The following is a 17,889-nucleotide window of genomic DNA, read 5'->3' as shown; positions in this document are numbered from 1 at the left end:
GTCGGGTGGGCCTTGACCCCGTTCTCGTCCTTCAGGCGCTCGTCGCCGGTGCACAGCGGGAAGGTCCAGTCGGACCGCATCTGCAGGTCGTCATTGGCCATCTTCATGGCGTCGTAGTTGAAGGTATAGCGGCGCGAACCCCGGCCCTTGGCGGCCCAGATCAGGGTCTCGTGGGCGTTGGTGAAGCGGGTGCCCTTGAAGTTCGGCATCGGGTTGGACTTGCGCCAGACGATGTCGTTGAGGATCCAGAATCCCAGGGTCTGCAGGATGGCGCCGACCCGGAAGATGTTGTGATAGCTGCCGATCACCCACATCGCGCCGTCGTCCTTCAGGACGCGCTGGCACTCGCTCATCCACTCGGTGGTGAAGCGGTCATAGGTCTCGAAGCTGTCGAAGCGGTCCCACTCGTCGTCGACGGCGTCGACCTTGGAGTTATCGGGACGCAGCAGGTCGCCGCCGAGCTGAAGATTGTACGGCGGGTCGGCGAACACCAGATCGACCGACTTCGACGGCAGCTTCTTCAAGCTCTCGATGCAGTCGCCCAGGATGACCGTGTTGGTTGGGAGTTCGCCCATGTCCGCCTCGCTTCTAAGGAGTCGGAATCCTGAATCATCGTAGTGAAGGGTCCGTGAGGAAACGTGGTGAACGGAGCGTTAATCGCTCAATTCAACCACTTAACCCATGCGCCATGGGGATGCGCCGTCGCCAGGAGGCGATCCTCGCCGCCGGGCCAGAGGGTGAGGCGGAGCTCCATATTGCTCATGTGCTCCGGCGGCGGCTCCATGCGCAGCCAGGCGAACGGGGCGTCGGGGGTGGCGGCGGCGCCGTGATCGGCGATGACCTTGGCGAGCGCCGTCTGGCTTTCCGACGGCATGTATTGCCAGAAGACAGAGTGGTAGAGGACGGTCACGGCGCCAGGCTGGGGTGCTGCGACGCGGGTGCTCCAGGCGACAGCGTCGGCCGCCTCTACCGAAACGCCTACGGACAGCGCCAGGTCGATGGCCGCGCGGATCCGGTCCAACCGCTCGAACTGGTCGGGCCAGATGTACGCCAGCAAGCGGCGGCGCTGGACGGGATCGCTGAGATCGCCGGGCCGGCGGTCGCAAGCCGCGCGCTCGATCACCTTGACGAGAGTGTCAACCGGCGGGACCGGGCCGGTCCACTCGGTGTCCATCGCCACCCGGGCGGCCGGATCGCCCCAGGCGCTGTCGCCGAATTGGTAGCGGTACTTGTCCCAATGCAGGTTCAACCCTGCGCTGGCCGCCACCTCGAAGGCGCGGATCGGCAGGCCGGTCTCGCTGGCGATGGTCAGGAAACCTGGAACCAAGCAGGCCGAACGACGAACCTCGTTGGTCTGGGGCTCATGGCTCATGAAGGCGGCGATGCGGTCGTGGTGACGGATGAGCGCCGCCCGCGCCGCGATCCAGGCCGTGGACGCATCGGCCTCCCGGCCTGGCTTCGGGTAGGTGGCCACCAGCGCTGGGTCATCGCCGCTCAGCACCAGATCATGCAGGCCGCCCAGCAGGCGCAGGGGCATGGCGTCGTCGAACAGCTTGCGAAGACTGGCGTCGGCCCACGGTGTCACCAGGGCCGCGACAGGGCCGCCTGCCTCCAGGTCCTCGGCGGCAAGATCCAGCAGATCACCATGGAAGGGCGAGCCCAGGGCGCGGCAGGCCTCGGCCTGGACCCGTAGGGATCGGGGAAGTTCGGGATTGTCCATGGCCGCGATGTCCCGCCAGGGCGGGCGGAGGGTCAATCTTGATTCAGCAGATCAAGCTCGCCGTTCACCAGCTCGCCCATCAGGGCCAGCTTCACCGGCGCCCAGCCCATCCGGTGAATCTCGCAGGGCCCCAGGGTTCGCAGGGCCTCCACATGGATGGGGGCGTGATAGCCCTTGTGGGCGGCGAAGCCGTAGCCCGGATAGAGACCGTCCATCTCCAGCATCAACCGGTCGCGGGCCACCTTGGCCAGGATCGAGGCGGCGGCGATGGAGCTGCTGATCCCGTCGCCCTTGATCACCGTCTTGATAGGGCAGGGCAGCTTGAAGCCGTAGTTGCCGTCCACCAGCGCGAAGGCCGGCTCCACCGCCAGCTCGCCGATGGCGCGGCACATGGCCAGGCCGGCGGCATGCAGGATGTTGAGCTCGGCGATTTCCTCGACCGACGCAAAGCCGACGCCCCAGGCGATGGCCATATCCTTGATCTCGATCTCCAGGGCCTCGCGCTGTTTGGCCGAGAGCTTCTTGGAGTCGTTCAGGCCCTTGGGCAGGCGGTCGGGGTCGAGGATCACGGCGCCGGCCGAGACCGGCCCGGCCCACGGCCCGCGCCCGGCCTCATCCACGCCGCAGACCGGCCCTGGACAGGCGCTCTCCAGCAGCATGTCGGGCATCAGGCGCTCATCCGGTCGACGGGGCCGTGGCGGTGACAGCAGGTGAGGTGGTCGTTCACGAAGCCGGTGGCCTGCATGAAGGCGTAGACGATCACCGGGCCGACGAACTTGAAGCCCTTCTGCTTGAGCCCCTTGGACATCTGCTCGGCCACCTCGGTCTTGGCCGGCACGTCGCTGATGGCGTCCCACCTGTTGTGGATCACCCGACCGTTGGTGAAACTCCACAGGAACTGGGAGAAGTCCTCTCCCTTGTCTCTCATGTCGAGATAGATGCGCGCGCCATTGATGGCGGCGTCGATCTTGGCGTTGGAGCGCACGATGCCGGCGTCGGCCATCAACCGGGCGCGGTCCTCATCGCCATAGCGGGCGACAATCTCCGGATCGAAGTCCGCGAAAGCGGCGCGGAAGGCGTCGCGCTTCCTCAGGATGGTGATCCAGGAGAGCCCGGCCTGGAAGCCGTCCAGCACCAGCTTCTCCCACAGGGCGCGGGAATCGTATTCCGGCACCCCCCATTCCGTGTCGTGATAGGCCTCGTACAGGGGATCGCCCTGCATGCCGCGCCAGCCGCAACGAATCGGTTCGGAAGTCATGATCGATCTTTTCGCAGGCGCCGCGGCGGCCAATCAAGCGGGACCGAAGCAGATGGCGTTCGAAGGCTTCCAACTGTCGCGGGTGGATCTCGGTGAGCTCACTGCGCGCGTGCGCCACGGCGGCTCGGGCCCGCCGCTTCTCTTGCTGCACGGCTACCCCGAGACCCACATGATGTGGAGCCGCGTGGCCGATGACCTCGCCCGCGATTTCACGGTCATCGCGCCCGACCTGCGCGGCTATGGTGAGAGCACGGCCCCGGCCACGACGCCCGACCACGAGACCTATTCCAAGCGCGCGATGGCGCGAGACGCCGTGGCCCTGATGCGCCACTTCGGCTTCGACCGCTTCAACCTGGCCGGCCACGACCGCGGCGGTCGGGTCGCATACCGCCTGGCCCTGGATCACCCCGACGCCCTGCTGAAGCTCTCCATCCTCGACATCATCCCGACGGCCGATGTCTGGAAGCGGGCCAACAAGGCCTTCGCCCTGGCCTACTGGCACTGGTCCTTCCTGGCCCAGGCCCATCCGTTCCCGGAGACGGTGATCGGCACCGATCCGGAATACTTCCTGTTCCGCGGCTCGGGCGGGATGTTCGATCCCGAAGCCTATTCTGACTATGTCCGCTGCCTGCAGAACCCGGCCGTGGTCCACGCCATCTGCGAGGACTACCGCGCCGGCGCCGGCTACGACGTGGCGGTCGACGAATCCGACCGGGGCAAGGCGAAGATCAAGGTTCCGGTCCAGGTGTTGTGGGGGTCGAAGGGGGCTCTGGCCGCCTGGTACGACGTGCTCGCCATCTGGCGTGACTGGGCCGACGACGTGTCGGGCCAGGCCATCGAAAGTGGCCACTTCATTCCGGAAGAAAACCCGGTGGAGACGCTGAAGGCGTTGCGGGCGTTCTTTCTTTAGAGCGGCAACCAGGCCGGCCGTTCCACCCGCACCGCCTTGCCATCTGCCGTCAGGTCGCCGTCGATCCGGTCGAGCCGCACCAGGGCCATCGCTCGGCCGTCCTGGCCCGACAGCACCTCACCGGCCCGGCGGTCGCCCAGCAGAACCTCGGCGTCGAAGGCCGGCGCCGCGCCGTCGAAGGTCAGGGGCAGCATGCGGTTCTTGATCTGTCCCCGGCGCTTCATGCGCGAGGTGGTCTCCTGACCCACGAAGCAGCCTTTGTGGAAGTCGATGCCGTTCAGCAGGTCGAAATTGGCCTCGATGGGGTAGGTCTTCTCGCTGCCCCAGTCGGCGGGCCCCGGCACGCCGAGCGTCAGGCGATGGGTGTCGTAGGCGGCTTCGTCGACCTGCAGGGCGTCGGCAGGCGTGGCCGCGCCATAGCCGCGCCAGCCCAGGGCCGCCAGACGGGGGTCGGCGATCCAGCCGTCCGGCGCGCCTTCGCCACCGAACAGCGCCGCCACGGGGGTCTCGTCCGCCGCGATCGTCACCTTGGCCCGCAGCCGGTACATGGTCAGGCGCAGGGTCAGGGCCGCGCGGTGCTCGCCCTCCACGTCCAGCCAGGCGCCGTCCTCGCGTCCCACCACGAACAGGTCGAACAAAAGCCGTCCTTGCGGTGTCAGAAGAGCTGCGAAGCGCGCTTCGCCGACCTGGAGCGTTTCCACATCCTGGGTGATCAGTCCCTGCAGGAAGTCGCGCCAGTCCTCGCCACTGAGGGCGATCAGGGCGCGGCTGTTGAGAATGGTGTAGGAGCGATCGGTCGTCATGGTTCGAAGTTAGGGATGGCATAGGTGGAGCGCCAGCGCCGGGACGCCTATAGAGGGGCGATGACCCCCGGGTCCTTCCCGATTCTGTTCATCACCGCCACGCGGATTGGCGACGCCGTGCTCTCTTCCGGGCTCATCAGCAAACTGCTGGCCGAAATTCCCAGCGCCCGCTTCACCATCGTCGCCGGGCCGGTGGCCGCACCCCTGTTCCTGGACGTTCCGAACCTCGAGGAGATCATCGTCTTCGAGAAGGCCAAGGACGGCCGTCACTGGTTTCGGCTGTGGCGTCAGGTGCGGAAGCGCCACTGGGGCCTCGTGGTGGATCTGCGCGGCTCGGCCATTTCCGGCTTCCTCAAGCGCGACCGCCGCGCGGTGTTCAAGCGACCGCCGACCCCGATGCACAAGGTGGTGGAGGCCGCCCGCGTCCTGCAGATCGAGGACGATCCGCCGTCGCCGCATCTCTACACCTCGCCCGAGACCGAGGATCTGGCCGCGGAGCTGACCGCCGGCGAAGGCCCGATCCTGGCGCTCGCGCCCTCAGCCAACTGGGTGGGCAAGACCTGGCCGGTGGAGCGTTTCGCCCAGACCGCCATCCAGCTGCTGGGGGACGACGGTCCGCTGGCCGGCGCGCGGCTGATGGTGCTGGGAGGGCCCGAGGACGCTCAGGCGACCCAGTCCCTGCGCAACGTGGTCCCCAAGAGCCGCTTCATCGACCTGGTCGGCAAGGTGGACCTGCTGACCGCCCACGCCTGCCTGACGCATGCCCGGCTGTTCATCGGCAACGATTCGGGCCTGATGCACATCGCCGCCGCGGCCGGTGTTCCGACGATTGGCCTGTTCGGGCCGTCGGACGAGACCCTCTACGGACCCTGGGGCGCGGACACCCGGGTGGTGCGCGGACCTCGAGATTTCGCGACCATCGCGGCGGTTGACCCTGGCTTCCAGCAGGCGCTCTGTCACATGATGGATCTCCCCGTCGACACCGTGGTCTCCACGGCGCGCGACCTGCTGGCCAAGACAACCGGGACAAGATGAGCGAGACCTACGACCTGATCATCCGGGGCGGCGAAGTGGTGAACCACGCCGGCCGAGGCCTCTCCGACGTCGGCGTGCGCGCCGGCAAGATCGTCGCCATCGGCGACCTCTCCCAGGCGTCGGCCGGCGAGGTGTTCGACGCCAAGGGCCTGGCGGTGCTGCCGGGCGTCATCGACACCCAGGTTCACTTCCGCGAGCCCGGCCTGGAGTGGAAGGAAGACCTGGAGAGCGGGTCCCGCGCCGCCGTCCTGGGCGGGGTCGTCGCCGTGTTCGAGATGCCGAACACCGAGCCCACCACGACCGATCCCGACGCCCTGGCCGACAAGCTGGTGCGCGCCAAGGGGCGCATGCACTGCGACCACGCCTTCTATGTCGGCGGCACCCACGAGAATGCGGTGTTCCTCGGCGAACTGGAGCGCCTGCCCGGCTGCTGCGGCATCAAGGTGTTCATGGGCGCGTCCACCGGTAGTCTGCTGGTGCAGGACGACGAGGGCATCGAGCAGGTTCTGCGTCACGTGAACCGCCGCGCGGCCTTCCACTCCGAAGACGAATACCGCCTGGCCGAGCGCCGGCCGCTGGCCCGCACCGGCGACTGGACCAGCCACGAGGAGGTCCGCGACGCCGCCTCCGCCCTGGAATCCACCCACCGCCTGGTGCGCATCGCCAAGGCGCTGGGCAAGCGCATCCACGTTCTGCACGTCACCACCGCCGAGGAGATGATCTTCCTGGCCGCCAACAAGGACGTGGCCAGCGTCGAGGTCACGCCCCAGCATCTGACCCTGACCGCGCCCGAGGCCTATGAGCGGCTGAAGGGCTACGCCCAGATGAACCCGCCGATCCGCAACAAGTATCACCAGGACGGCTTGTGGAACGGTCTGGCGGCCGGGGTCGCCGACGTGTTGGGCTCCGACCACGCACCGCACACCAAGGAAGAGAAGGCCCGACCCTATCCGGCCTCGCCCTCGGGCATGCCGGGGGTTCAGACCCTGGTGCCGGTGATGCTCACCCACGTGGCCAATGGGCGCCTGTCCCTGGAGCGTTTCGTCGACCTCACCAGCCATGGCGCCAACCGGCTGTTCGGCATGGCCGACAAGGGCCGCCTGGCCGTCGGCAACGACGCCGACTTCACCATCGTCGACCTGAAGGCCAAGCGGATCATCAAGCACGAGGACATGGCCAGCCGTGTCGGCTGGACCCCCTTCGACGGGTTCGAGGCCACTGGCTGGCCGATGGCCACCATCATCCGCGGCCGGGTGGTGATGCGCGACGACGAGGTGATCGCCTCCCACCTGGGCGAGCCGGTCCGCTTCTCCGAGACCCTGGGCGGCTGACGTCCTCCCCGCGCGAGTGCGATTGCGTGGTCATCCCTAGCGTGCAAGCCTGACCACGACGATTGTTGGGGGGTTTCCATGTCCATGTCCGATGACGCCGCGCCCGCGCGCGGCGAGAGCCTGGTGTTCGGCCAGAACCTGAAGCCGGGAAAGTTCGTCGGCCTGAGCTTCAAGAACGGCCTGCTGAACATCGTCACCCTGACCCTCTATCGCTTCTGGGCGAAGACCGAGGTGCGGCGGCGAATCTGGAACGGCGTCTCGCTGAACGGTGACGCCTTCGAATACACGGGGCGCGGCAGGGAACTGTTCCTCGGCTTCCTGTTGGCCCTGCTGCTGGTGGTCCTGCCGCTGCTGATCGTGGTGTTCACCGCCCAGTTCCTGGCGCCGAAACTGGCCTTCCTGATCATCCTGCCGGTCTATCTGTTGCTGTTCTACCTGATGGGGTTCGGGCGGTTCACGGCCTTCCGCTACCTGGCCAGCCGGACCAGCTGGCGCGGCGTCCGGTTCGCGCTGAAGGGGTCTCCCTGGCGCTACGCCTGGAGCTACATCGGCAACATGCTGTTGATCGCGATCACCTTGGGGTGGTTCGCGCCGGCCGCGGAGCGCCGGTTGGCGGCCCCGTTGTGGGATGGCCTGCGGTTCGGCGACCGGGAGTTCAAATTCGATATCGACCGGGCGCGGAGGGTGGGGCTGTACGCCCCCTTCACGCTGTTCTGGGTCAGCGGCGTCGTTCTCTACGGCGTTTTTGTCGCCCTTATGGTGGGCCGGATGGCGACCTTGATGCCGGAGACACCCTCCGAGCCGAGCCTGGCCCTCATCGGCTTCATCTATGGCGCGTTGTTCGTTTGGGTCCTGATCATGACCATCCTGTCGGCGCCCTACCAGGCGGCGGTCCTCCGCACCCTGGCGGCCGGGACATCTCTGGAAGAGGCGCGCTTCAGCTTCAAGGTCGGCTGGATTGAGCTGGCGGGACTGATGCTCACCAACCTGCTGCTGGTGATCTTCACCCTGGGCTTCCTGACCCCGGTGATGGAGGCGCGCACCGCCAGGTTCCTGATCCGCCGCCTGCGCAGCGAGGGCCTTGTCGATCTCGCCGCCGCCCGCCAGGCCGAACAGGGTCCGCGAACCGGCGAAGGCCTGGCCGACGCCTTCGGCATGGCCACGGTCTAGGCCGCCGTGCAGGCCAGGTTTCATGACGGACTGACCGCCCGGTCGCTGGCGGTCGAGGTGATGGTGGAGGTCCACCGTCTCAGCTTCGAGGCCGACGGCGACACACACGTCTGGTCGCTGGCCGACCTCCAGGTCGAGGACCTCGGCGACCGGCTGCGGCTGTCCCACCCGAAGGTGGGGGACGGACGTCTGACCTTGGAGGCGTCGGATTGGCGCGCCTCGGGTGGCGGAGCGGGCATTAAGGCCGAGCGGCGCCATCGCTCGCGGGAGACCCGGCTCGTTGTGGGCCTGGCTGTTGCGGGGCTCGCCATCGCCGCAGTGGTGTTTATCGGGGTGCCGGCGGCCTCGGGGCCTCTAGCGCGCGCGACGCCGCCGGAGATCGAGACGCGCATGGGCCGCAATTTCGAGGCCCAACTCTCCATCGCCTTCCGCCCCTGCGAGGCCGGCGCGGGACAGGCCGCCCTGGCCGCCTTCGGCGAGCGACTGGAGACCGCCGCCGACACCCCCTTCGACATCCGGGTTCGCGCCGTCCAGGCGCCCATGGTCAACGCCTTCGCCCTGCCGGGTGGGGCGGTGATGGTCACCGACGACCTGATCGCCTTGGCCAGGACCCCCGACGAACTCGCCGCCGTCATCTCCCACGAGGCCGCCCATGTGGAGCGCCGCCATGTGATGCAGGCGGTGTGGCGCTCTCTCGGTCTCGGCCTGGTGCTGGACGCTGTCGTCGGCGGCGGCAGCGGGGCGGGGCAGCAGGCTGTGCTGCTGGCCGGTTCGGTGGCCGACCTGCGCTTCAGCCGCTCGGCCGAGCGGGAGGCCGATGTCCGCGGCCAGCAGCTCCTGGAGGCCAACGGCCTGTCGTCCCAGGGCATGGCGCCCTTCTTCCAGCGCATCGCAAGCAAGGGGGAGGGCCCCGGCGCTGTGGCGGTGAAGGAGTTGATGTCCAGCCACCCCGACAGCCAGCGTCGAGCCCAGGAGAGCGCCGCGCGCGCCCATCCCGGAGCCCCCGCCTTCACCCCTGCGGAATGGGCGGCGATCAAGTCCGCCTGTCAGAAGCCGAAGCGCACGCTCCAGCAGATCCTGAAGAATCCTCTGGGCGGCTGATCATCGATTGCGGAAATTCCCCGGGGGAACTGTCGAATCGGCTCCAACCGGCGCGTCTCTTGTCCAGACCCACGCTGAAAGGAGACTTCGATGCAGTACACGCTTCTGGTTTACGAACCCGAGCACCTCGATCAGGGACCCGAGGGCCAGGCCAGTCTGATGGAGGTCGGGGCCAAGCACATGGCTCTGGCCCAGGCCATGCGGGACGCCGGCGTCATGCAGGCCGGCGCGGGTCTGCAGCCGGTGGCCACCGCCACCACGGTGCGGACCTCGGCCGCAGGCCAGACCCTACACGACGGTCCCTTCGCCGAGACCCGGGAGCACCTGGGGGGCTTCTATCTGATCGAGGCGGCCGACCTGGATGAGGCCATCAGGTGGGCCAGGCAGGTCCCGATCCGCCCGGGCGGATCGTGCGAGGTTCGCCCGATCATCAACCACTGAGCATGGACATCGGGCGGGCGATCTCGGCGGCGAGACCCAAGGTGGTGGCCGCCCTGGCCGCCCGCCTGCGCGACCTGGACCTGGCCGAAGAGGCCTTCGCCGAGGCCTGCGCAGCAGCAGTTCCGGCCTGGCGCGATCTGCCCCCCCGCGATCCAGCCGCCTGGCTGTGGCGGGCGGCCTGGCGACGCGCTCTGGACGCCAAAAGAAGGGCGGCTGTGCGCCAACGCCTGACACCTGATGATCCCGCGTCCCCGCCGACGCCGGAGGACGAGTTGATCGCCACCGATGATCCATTTCCCGACGAGCGGCTGCGGCTGATCTTCGTCTGCTGCCACCCGGCCATCGCCGCCGACACTCGGGCCGCCCTGACCCTGAAGCTGGTCTGTGGCCTGTCCACCGACCGTCTGGCCCGCGCCTTCCTGATGTCGGAGCCCGCCATGCTGCAGCGGATCACTCGGGCCAAGCGCAAGATCCGGGACGCCGGCGTACCCTTCGAGGTTCCCGGCAGGGAGGCTTGGCCCGAGCGGTTGGAGGCGGTGCTGGCCACCCTGGAGATCGCCTACACCCAGGCCTATGAGGACGCCGCCCTCGCCGCCGAGGCCGCGCCTTTCGCCCAGGAGGTGCTGCGGTTGTCGGGACTGCTGGTGGAACTCATACCTCGGGAGGGCGAGGTGCTGGGTCTGGCCGCCCTGGTCCGCTTCGCCGAGGCGCGACGACCCGCGCGGCTGGACGGAGCCGGCGCCATGGTCCCGCCGCCCGAGCAGGACATGGGGCTCTGGCGGGGTGACCTGATCGCGCAGGGCGCGCGGTTGCTGGACGCCGCGGCGGCTCTCGGTTCGACGGGACCTCGCCAGTTGATGGCTGCGATCCACGGCCTGCACCTTTCACGCCGAGATACCGGTGTCACGCCCTGGGCCGCCATCGTCGGCCTGTATGACGCCCTGACCCTGTTCCGACCGGACGCCGTCACGGCGGTGAACCGCGCGGTGGCGATCGGCGAGGCGAGCGGCGCGACGGCCGGGCTCTCGGAGCTGGAGGCGGTTCCCGGCGTGGCGCGGCTGACCAACTGGCTGCCCTTTCAGGCCGCGCGCGCTGGCCTTTGCGACCGGGCGGGTCTGAGCGATGACGCCGCCGGCGCCTATCGGGCGGCGCTGGCCCTCAAACCCCCGCCCGCCGAGAGGCTCTACCTGGAACGACGGCTCGCGGGCCTGGGCTGAAGGTTCGCGCTTTCCATCCTTGCCCGCGGGGCGATAAGCCTAGGGGCATGGACGCCGAGCTGAACATCGCCACCGCCCCCTTCCGCGACGCTCGCTTCGCCCCGCGCCGGGTCGAGATCGAGCACCGGGACAATGGCGAGATCATCGTCACCAACCCAACGGCCTATTCCACGGCCTTCACCACCACCACCGAGGCGCTGGAACACTGGGCCGCCAAGACCCCTTCGGCGATCTGGCTGGCGGAACGGTCGGGCGAGGGTTGGCGAACCATCTCCTATGCCGAGGCTCTGGGAGCGGTCAGCGCCATCGCAGGGGGGCTGCGAGAGCTGGGCGTGGTCAGCGACCGGCCCCTGCTGATCCTGGCCCGGAACGGCGTCGACCACGCTCTGGTCAAGTACGCGGCCATGAGCCAGGGCATGCCCGTGGCGCCGGTCTCCCCGCAGTACGGCCTGCCGGGCGCCAACCTCTCGCGGCTGGCCCACGCGGTGGAGGTGCTCCAGCCCGCAGCCGTCTACACCGAAGACGCCGACCTGTTCATCGCGGCCCTGGAGGCCCCGTTCCTGGCCGGCCTGCCGGTGATCGCGGGGCAGAACGCGCGTGTTGGCGACGTGCCGTTGGCACGGTTGCTGACGTCCCGGCCCGCCGCGCCGACCGCTCGGCCCGACGACCACGCCAAGTATCTGCTGACCTCCGGCTCCACCGGCCTGCCCAAGGCGGTGATCTGCACCCATCGCGGCATGGCCTGGAACTCCGCCCAGATCCGCGCCTGCTTCGAGGATGACGAGCCGCCGGTGATGGTCAATTCAGCGCCCTGGAGCCACAGCCTGGGGGCCAACTCCATCCTGCACATGTCAACCCACCGGGGCGGGGCGGTCTATATCGACGCCGGCCAGCCGGTGGCCGGGCGCTTCGCCGAGACGGTGCGCAACCTCAAGGACATCGCGCCCACCTATCAGAATATGGTGCCCGCCGGCTGGATGCTGTTCGCAGGCGAGTTGGAGCGCGACGCCGATCTGGCGCGAACCTTCTTCTCGCGGGTGCGCCTGCTGCAGTATGGCGGCGCGGCCCTCGGCCAGGAGATCAACGACCGGATCCAAGCTGTGGCGGTCCGCACGGTGGGGGAGCGCATCTCCTTCGCCAGCGGCTATGGCGCGACGGAGACCGGGCCGACAGCGGCGACGGTCCATTGGCACAATGGCCGCATGGGTCTGATCGGCCTGCCGGTCCCCGGCACGACGGTGAAGCTGGCGCCCTCCGGCGATAAGCTGGAGTTTCGGGTCAAGGGTCCGCAGATCACCGCCGGCTACCTAGGTCGCCCCGACCTCACGGCCCAGAGCCGCGACGCGGAGGGCTTCTACCTACTGGGCGACGCCGCCCGCTTCGTGGACCCTGCCGACCCGAGCCAGGGCATGGTCTTCGATGGCCGCCTCTCCGAAAACTTCAAGCTGGCCAGCGGCACCTTCGTGACGGTTGGCGACCTGCGGGTGGCCGCCGTCTCGGCGATAGGCGACGCGGTCACCGACGCGGTGGTCTGCGGCGAGAACCAGGAAGGGGTGGGCCTGATGTTCTATCCCAATCCCGACCTGGCGCCGGAGGCGGTGGCCGTGGCCGTTCGCCTGGGCCTCGAGGCCTTCAACGCCCGGGCCAAAGGTTCAGGAGGGCGCATAGGTCGCGCCCTGGTGCTGGACGGTCCCCCTGACGCCGGCGCGGGCGAGATCACCGACAAGGGCTATATCGCCCAGGCCCTGGCGCGGTCGCGCCGGGCGCAGACGGTGGCGAAGCTGTTCGCCGATCCCCCTTCTCCAGATGTGATGGTGTTCTGACATGAATGGCGCCGACGCCCTGATCGAAACGCTCGTGGACAACGGCGTCACCGCCTGCTTCGCCAATCCCGGCACCAGCGAGATGCAGTTTGTGGCCGCCCTGGATCGACAGCCGAAGATGCGGCCGGTGCTCTGCCTGTTCGAGGGCGTGGCCACCGGGGCCGCCGACGGCTACGGCCGCATGAGCGACACCCCGGCCTGCACCCTGCTGCACCTGGGGCCGGGCTACGGCAATGGCCTGGCCAACCTGCACAACGCCCGGCGCGCCTATACCCCGATCATCAACGTGATCGGCGACCACGCCACCTATCACCGCCAGTATGACGCGCCGCTGAACTCCGACATTCCCTCCATCGTCGCGGCCAACTCGGTCTGGGTGAAGTCGGCCGACACCCCCGACACCGTGGCCGCCACCGCCGCCGAAGCCATCACCGCCAGCTACGGCCCTCCGGGTGGCCCGGTCAGCCTGATTCTGCCCGCCGATTCCGCCTGGCTGGAGACCAAGGTCTCCAAGGCGATCGCCTCGCGCCCTGCGCCGGCCAAGCCCGACGCCGCCAATGTCGAGACGGTGGCCAAGGCCATCAAGGCCGCCGCCAAGCCTGTGGTGTTGATCGGGGGCCGCGCCGTGCGCGCGCAGGCCCTGGCCCAGGCCGCCCGTCTGCAGGCCGTCGGCGTCCGGGTGATGGCCGACACCTTCATCGCGCGCCAGCCGCGCGGCGCGGGAATCTTCGCGCCGGCCCGCATGCAGTATTTCGGGGAAGCGGCCCTGGCCGACCTCGAGGGCGTGGACCTGATGGTCTATGCGGGGACGACCATGCCGGTGGCGTTCTTCGCCTATCCGGACCGTCCCAGCGTCCTGGTGCCGGAAGGCTGCGCGACACTTACCCTGGCCGACCGCGAGACGGACTCCGTCGCGGCCCTGGCGGCGCTCGCCGACGCGCTTGGCGCGCCGGCCACCGGTCCCAGCCAGCCACTGAAACGACCAGAGAATGCGCCGACCGGGGGCATGACGCCGCAGAGCGCCGGGGTGTCCATCGCCCGCCACCTGCCCGAGGGCGCGATCATCTGCGACGACTCGGTGACCTCCGGCGGTGGTGTGGCGGGGCCTTGCATGACGGCCCGGCCGCACGACGTCCTGGCGCTCACCGGCGGCGCCATCGGCATCGGCATGCCGCTGGCCATCGGCGCGGCGGTGGCCTCGCCGGGGCGCAAGGTCGTGTCGCTGAACGGGGACGGCTCGGCCATGTATACGGTCCAAAGCCTGTGGACGATGGCGCGGGAGAACCTCGACGTCACCGTCGTGGTCTTCGCCAACCACTCCTATCGCATCCTCAATATCGAGATGGGCCGGACAGGCTCGGGCAATCCGGGTCCCTCGGCCTCCAAGCTGCTGGACCTGGGGGACCCTAAGATCGACTGGGTCTCCATGGCCAAGGGCATGGGGGTTCCGGCCGTCCGCTGCGAGACCGCCGAACAGTTCGAGACCGCCTTCGCCCGGGCCATGTCCGAGCCCGGTCCGAAGTTCATCGAAGCGGCGATCTAGCGTTTTCCCGCACTTCCCAATGAGGGCGAGGACTTCGGGCAGCGCAACGAAAAAGGCCCGCGGGGTGAACCCGCGGGCCTCGATCTTGTCTTCCTGATCAGGCGATCAGGTATTGCCGGGCAGCTTGCAGTCCTTCGAGAAGGCGCAGCCGATGACGCCGATCACGGTCATCGGGCTCGGGGTGTATTCCACGATGTAGCCCTTCAGGCCGTCAGCGCAGGCGACTTCGAGATAGCCGGTTCCCTTGGCGGTCTTGCCGATGAAGCGCGTGGCCGAGACGGCGCAATCGTTCTTACCCATCTTCTTCAGGTCCGCCGTCACCAGCGGGAACGCCAGGTCGGGTTTGGTGAAGGAGCAGCGGTAGCCGGCCACGGGCGCGCGGGCGCAGTCATGGATCTGCGGCTTCACGCCGGGGCCGCCGAAGATGCCGACAGCGCCGTCGGGACGGTTCGAGCAGGCCATTTCCACCACGTCCAGGCCGGCGGGCGAGGGGAAGGGGGCGTACTTGGAGACTTCGCAGTCGAAGGCGGCCGACTTGGCCAGCCGGGTGTAGAGGCCGGCCTGGGCGGTCTCGGCTTCCTTGGCGTCGGTCAGCTCGCAGCCGCCCATCACCATCGAGGCCTTCTCGCAGGGGTAGGTCTGGGCCAGCTGGCCCTTTTCCACCTTGTAGAGATAGCCCTTACCGTCGGTGCAGGAAGTCTCGTAGAACATCGCGCCCGCCTGGGACACGCCGGCATAGCGGCGGTCCTTGATGGCGCAGCCGTTCTTGGAGGCCGTCACCAGCGTGTCGACGATGGCCATGCGATGGGCCTTGTCGTGCAGGGTGCATTTGATGTTGCTGGTGCTGTCGTCATACAGCAGGCAGTTGTCGGCCTCGACCTTCTTGGCCTCGTCGGCCGGAGCGCTGGTCTTCAGCACGTAGCCGTCACCGGCGGCGCAGGAGACTTCCAGGAATGTGGTCGTGGCGCTCTGGCCGATGCCACGCACCTGATCAGGGGTGCAGGCGATGCCGGCCTTGGCGATGTAGCCGGCCAGGTCAGACTTGGGATCGGCGTTGCCCGGAAGCTTGCAGGGCAGGGTCGAGGGCTTGCCGTCCGGCTGCGGGCTGTTGGCTTCCACGCAGGTGAAGGCGGTCGGCGTGGCGCCGGTCACCGACGACAGGATGAAGCCGAGGCCCTTGTCGCAGTCGATCTCGTAGTAGTTGGTTTCCGTTTTCGCCTTCTTGTCGCTCATCTTCCCGACGAAGCGTGCGTCGGTGATCTGGCAGGCGATGCCCGCAGCGGTGGCGACGGCCGGAGCCTCGGCCATCCCTTGAGTGCGCGCGGCGGCGGTGACCTCCTCGACGGGCTTCTTGGCCGCCATAACGACGGCGGCAGGCGCCATCACCGCGACAAACAGGGCCGCAGCGAGCCCGATTCCGAATGACCTCATGGTCGTGATCTCTCCTGGGGTAGTTCCTCTGGGCGGACTTAAGCGCCCCTGCGTCCCTCAAATCAAGTTTGGCGTGAACGGCGTCTGAACTGAGCCGCGCATGACCGTATTGCGGTTTGATAGACACCGCCTGTGGCGCGACAATGGCCGAACACCGGTTGGAGTTTGGGCGATGCGGGACGGATTCGAAGAGACCATCACCGAGCACCCGCGTCCAAAGCTGGTCTATCCCTTCGAAAAGGGCCCTCGGACCGGCGAGGCTCTGGATGTGGCGCCAGGGGTGAAATGGCTGCGGATGCCGCTGGGCGGGTCACTGGCCTTCATCAATGTCTGGGCGATCCGCGAGGGCGCCGGATGGGCCATCGTCGATACCGGCATGGGTGGACCCGAGACCATGCAGGCCTGGCGCGAGGCCTTCGCTCAGTCCCTGGGCGGTCTGCCGGTGACCCGGGTGTTCGTCACCCACATGCACCCCGACCATATCGGCATGGCCGGCTGGTTGACGCGGAAGTTCGACTGCCGCCTATGGATCACCCGGTTGGAATTCCTGATGTGCCACAACCTGGCGGCCGACACCGGACGCGAGGCGCCGGAGGACGCGCTGCGGTTCTATCGCGGCGCCGGCTGGAACGAGGAACAGATCGAGAGTTATCGGGCGCGCTTCGGCGGCTTCGGCAAGGGGCTGCACGCCCTGCCGGCCAGTTTCCAGCGGCTGTCGGACGGTGACGAAATTCAGATCGGCGACCACCTATGGCGGATTGTGGTGGGCTCAGGCCATTCGCCGGAGCACGCCTGCCTCCATTGTCCGGACCTGAAGCTGCTGATCAGCGGCGACCAGGTGCTGCCGAAGATTTCCTCCAACGTCTCGGTCTTTCCCACCGAGCCGGGGGGCGATCCCCTGACCGACTGGCTGGTCTCCTTGGCCCGGATCAAGTCGAAGGTCCCAGACGACGTGCTGGTGCTGCCAGCTCACAACGATCCCTTCCACGGTCTGCATGCCCGAATCGACCATCTGATCGGCGGGCATGAGCGTGGCCTGACCCGGTTGAGGGCGCTGATCTCCGAGCCAAAGAGGTCGGTGGATGTGTTTTCCGTGCTGTTCCGGCGCAGGATCGACGAGTGGGTTCTGGGCATGGCGACGGGGGAGAGCCTGGCGCACCTCAACTGTCTGATCACCCGGGGGCAGGCGGTGCGCGAGACCGACGCCCAGGGTGTGGACTGGTATCGGGCGGCCTGAGCCCCCACGCAAAGAAATCACCGCCCGGCGCTATCGCATCCGGCGGGACGGCCTAATATACGACGTAAGAAATTGAGGGAGTGCGACGATGAGCGAACATGTCCTGAGCGAGAAGGCGGCCGGGGTCCTGACACTGACCCTGAACCGGCCGGAGAAGAAGAACGCTCTGACCCGGGAGATGTACCAGGCCCTGGGGGACGCCATCGACCAGGCCGAGTTCGACAAGGAGGTCCGCTGCGTCCTGATCCAGGCCAATGGCGACATGTTCACCGCCGGCAACGACCTCACCGACTTCGCGGCCGTCAATTCCGGCGACGCCAGCGCCAACGACGCCCGGCGCGGCGGCAACCCGCTGCTGGCCGCCCTGGCGCGGGCCAAGACGCCGCTGGTGGCCGCGGTCAACGGCCGAGCCGTGGGCGTGGGCGTCACCATGCTGCTGCACTGCGACCTGGTCTTCATCTCCGAGGACGCCTTGCTGACCACCCCCTTCGTCAACCTGGCCCTCGTGCCGGAGGCTGCCTCCAGTCTGACCCTGCCCAGCAGGATTGGCCATGCGCGGGCCTTCTCGATGTTCGTGCTGGGCGAGGCCGTGGACGCCAAGAAAGCCGTCGACTGGGGCATCGCCAATGCGGCGGTCCCCACCGACCAGCTTCGCGCCCGGGCCAAGGCCGCCGCAGACGCCGTTGCCGCTCGCCCGCCGGCCGCCGTGGTGATCACCAAGTCGCTGATGCGCGACGGCGAGGCCATCGCCAACCGCATGGACGAGGAGGGTCGCCACTTCGCCGCCCAGCTCAAGTCGCCGGAAGCCAAGGAGGCCTTCGCCGCCTTCGCCGAAAAGCGAGCCCCCGACTTCGCGAAGGTGAGTTGAG

The 17,889-nt window shown here is 68.3% G+C and carries 17 protein-coding genes; 11 read left to right on the top strand and 6 right to left on the bottom strand.

Annotated features, from left to right (window positions below; translation table 11 throughout):
- From AAC997_RS10550 to AAC997_RS10535, 4 genes are all read right to left on the bottom strand, one after another.
- The coding region (locus AAC997_RS10550) for a site-specific DNA-methyltransferase (RefSeq protein WP_340645655.1) at nucleotides 1–575 on the bottom strand (575 nt) is incomplete at its 3' end.
- Between the two features lie 86 nt (nucleotides 576–661).
- Nucleotides 662–1,756, bottom strand: a complete 1,095-nt coding sequence (locus AAC997_RS10545) for a DUF2332 family protein (protein ID WP_340645654.1) — start codon at nucleotides 1,754–1,756, stop codon at nucleotides 662–664.
- Nucleotides 1,753–2,388 carry a ribonuclease HII gene (locus AAC997_RS10540; protein WP_340645653.1) on the bottom strand — a complete coding sequence of 212 codons (636 nt, stop codon included), beginning with the start codon at nucleotides 2,386–2,388 and terminating at the stop codon, nucleotides 1,753–1,755. Before AAC997_RS10540 ends, AAC997_RS10545 begins: the two co-directional genes overlap by 4 nt.
- Nucleotides 2,388–2,978: a DNA-3-methyladenine glycosylase I gene (locus tag AAC997_RS10535; RefSeq protein ID WP_340645652.1), complete on the bottom strand. Its 591-nt coding sequence runs from the start codon at nucleotides 2,976–2,978 to the stop codon at nucleotides 2,388–2,390. Before AAC997_RS10535 ends, AAC997_RS10540 begins: the two co-directional genes overlap by 1 nt.
- On the opposite strand from AAC997_RS10535, the gene AAC997_RS10530 reads away from it, so the two are divergent.
- Nucleotides 2,977–3,888: an alpha/beta hydrolase gene (locus AAC997_RS10530; RefSeq protein ID WP_340645651.1), complete on the top strand. Its 912-nt coding sequence runs from the start codon at nucleotides 2,977–2,979 to the stop codon at nucleotides 3,886–3,888. The genes AAC997_RS10535 and AAC997_RS10530 overlap by 2 nt on opposite strands.
- Here the strand turns inward: AAC997_RS10530 and AAC997_RS10525 are convergent.
- Entirely contained in the window at nucleotides 3,885–4,691 is an 807-nt protein-coding gene (locus tag AAC997_RS10525) for a folate-binding protein YgfZ (protein ID WP_340645650.1), read from the bottom strand. The genes AAC997_RS10530 and AAC997_RS10525 overlap by 4 nt on opposite strands.
- A gap of 60 nt (nucleotides 4,692–4,751) precedes the next feature.
- On the opposite strand from AAC997_RS10525, the gene AAC997_RS10520 reads away from it, so the two are divergent.
- The 8 genes from AAC997_RS10520 (at nucleotide 4,752) to AAC997_RS10485 (ending at nucleotide 14,352) form a co-directional block, all read left to right on the top strand.
- Nucleotides 4,752–5,726 carry a glycosyltransferase family 9 protein gene (locus AAC997_RS10520; protein ID WP_340645649.1) on the top strand — a complete coding sequence of 325 codons (975 nt, stop codon included), beginning with the start codon at nucleotides 4,752–4,754 and terminating at the stop codon, nucleotides 5,724–5,726.
- Nucleotides 5,723–7,057 carry a dihydroorotase gene (locus tag AAC997_RS10515; protein ID WP_340645648.1) on the top strand — a complete coding sequence of 445 codons (1,335 nt, stop codon included), beginning with the start codon at nucleotides 5,723–5,725 and terminating at the stop codon, nucleotides 7,055–7,057. The genes AAC997_RS10520 and AAC997_RS10515 overlap by 4 nt, the downstream gene beginning before the upstream one ends.
- A gap of 78 nt (nucleotides 7,058–7,135) precedes the next feature.
- Complete coding sequence (locus tag AAC997_RS10510; RefSeq protein ID WP_340645647.1) at nucleotides 7,136–8,227, top strand: DUF898 family protein; 1,092 nt, start codon at nucleotides 7,136–7,138, stop codon at nucleotides 8,225–8,227.
- Nucleotides 8,228–8,233: 6 nt separating this feature from the next.
- Nucleotides 8,234–9,328 (top strand): M48 family metallopeptidase, encoded by a 1,095-nt coding sequence (locus AAC997_RS10505; protein WP_340645646.1) that lies wholly within the window; start codon nucleotides 8,234–8,236, stop codon nucleotides 9,326–9,328.
- Nucleotides 9,329–9,418: 90 nt separating this feature from the next.
- Nucleotides 9,419–9,769 carry a YciI family protein gene (locus AAC997_RS10500; RefSeq protein WP_340645645.1) on the top strand — a complete coding sequence of 117 codons (351 nt, stop codon included), beginning with the start codon at nucleotides 9,419–9,421 and terminating at the stop codon, nucleotides 9,767–9,769.
- A gap of 2 nt (nucleotides 9,770–9,771) precedes the next feature.
- The gene (locus tag AAC997_RS10495; protein WP_340645644.1) at nucleotides 9,772–10,986 is read left to right on the top strand and encodes a DUF6596 domain-containing protein; all 1,215 of its coding nucleotides are present in this window, start codon (nucleotides 9,772–9,774) and stop codon (nucleotides 10,984–10,986) included.
- A 47-nt stretch (nucleotides 10,987–11,033) separates the two neighbouring features.
- A complete protein-coding gene (locus tag AAC997_RS10490) occupies nucleotides 11,034–12,809 on the top strand; it encodes a feruloyl-CoA synthase (RefSeq protein WP_340645643.1) in 1,776 nt (591 codons plus the stop codon).
- A gap of 1 nt (nucleotide 12,810) precedes the next feature.
- A complete protein-coding gene (locus tag AAC997_RS10485) occupies nucleotides 12,811–14,352 on the top strand; it encodes an acetolactate synthase large subunit (RefSeq protein ID WP_340645642.1) in 1,542 nt (513 codons plus the stop codon).
- Nucleotides 14,353–14,457: 105 nt separating this feature from the next.
- On the opposite strand, the gene AAC997_RS10480 is transcribed toward AAC997_RS10485, so the two are convergent.
- The gene (locus tag AAC997_RS10480; RefSeq protein WP_340645641.1) at nucleotides 14,458–15,783 is read right to left on the bottom strand and encodes a hypothetical protein; all 1,326 of its coding nucleotides are present in this window, start codon (nucleotides 15,781–15,783) and stop codon (nucleotides 14,458–14,460) included.
- A gap of 172 nt (nucleotides 15,784–15,955) precedes the next feature.
- Between AAC997_RS10480 and AAC997_RS10475 the strand changes: the two genes are divergently transcribed.
- A complete protein-coding gene (locus tag AAC997_RS10475) occupies nucleotides 15,956–17,020 on the top strand; it encodes an MBL fold metallo-hydrolase (RefSeq protein WP_340645640.1) in 1,065 nt (354 codons plus the stop codon).
- 88 nt (nucleotides 17,021–17,108) lie between these two features.
- Nucleotides 17,109–17,888, top strand: coding sequence for an enoyl-CoA hydratase-related protein (locus AAC997_RS10470; RefSeq protein ID WP_340645639.1), 780 nt, complete (start codon nucleotides 17,109–17,111; stop codon nucleotides 17,886–17,888).
- Nucleotide 17,889 lies beyond the last annotated feature (1 nt).

Source organism: Phenylobacterium sp. (assembly GCF_037968635.1).
GTDB lineage: Bacteria > Pseudomonadota > Alphaproteobacteria > Caulobacterales > Caulobacteraceae > Phenylobacterium.
Note: the sequence above shows the minus strand (reverse complement) of the source record. Positions and strands in the feature narration are given on the sequence as shown.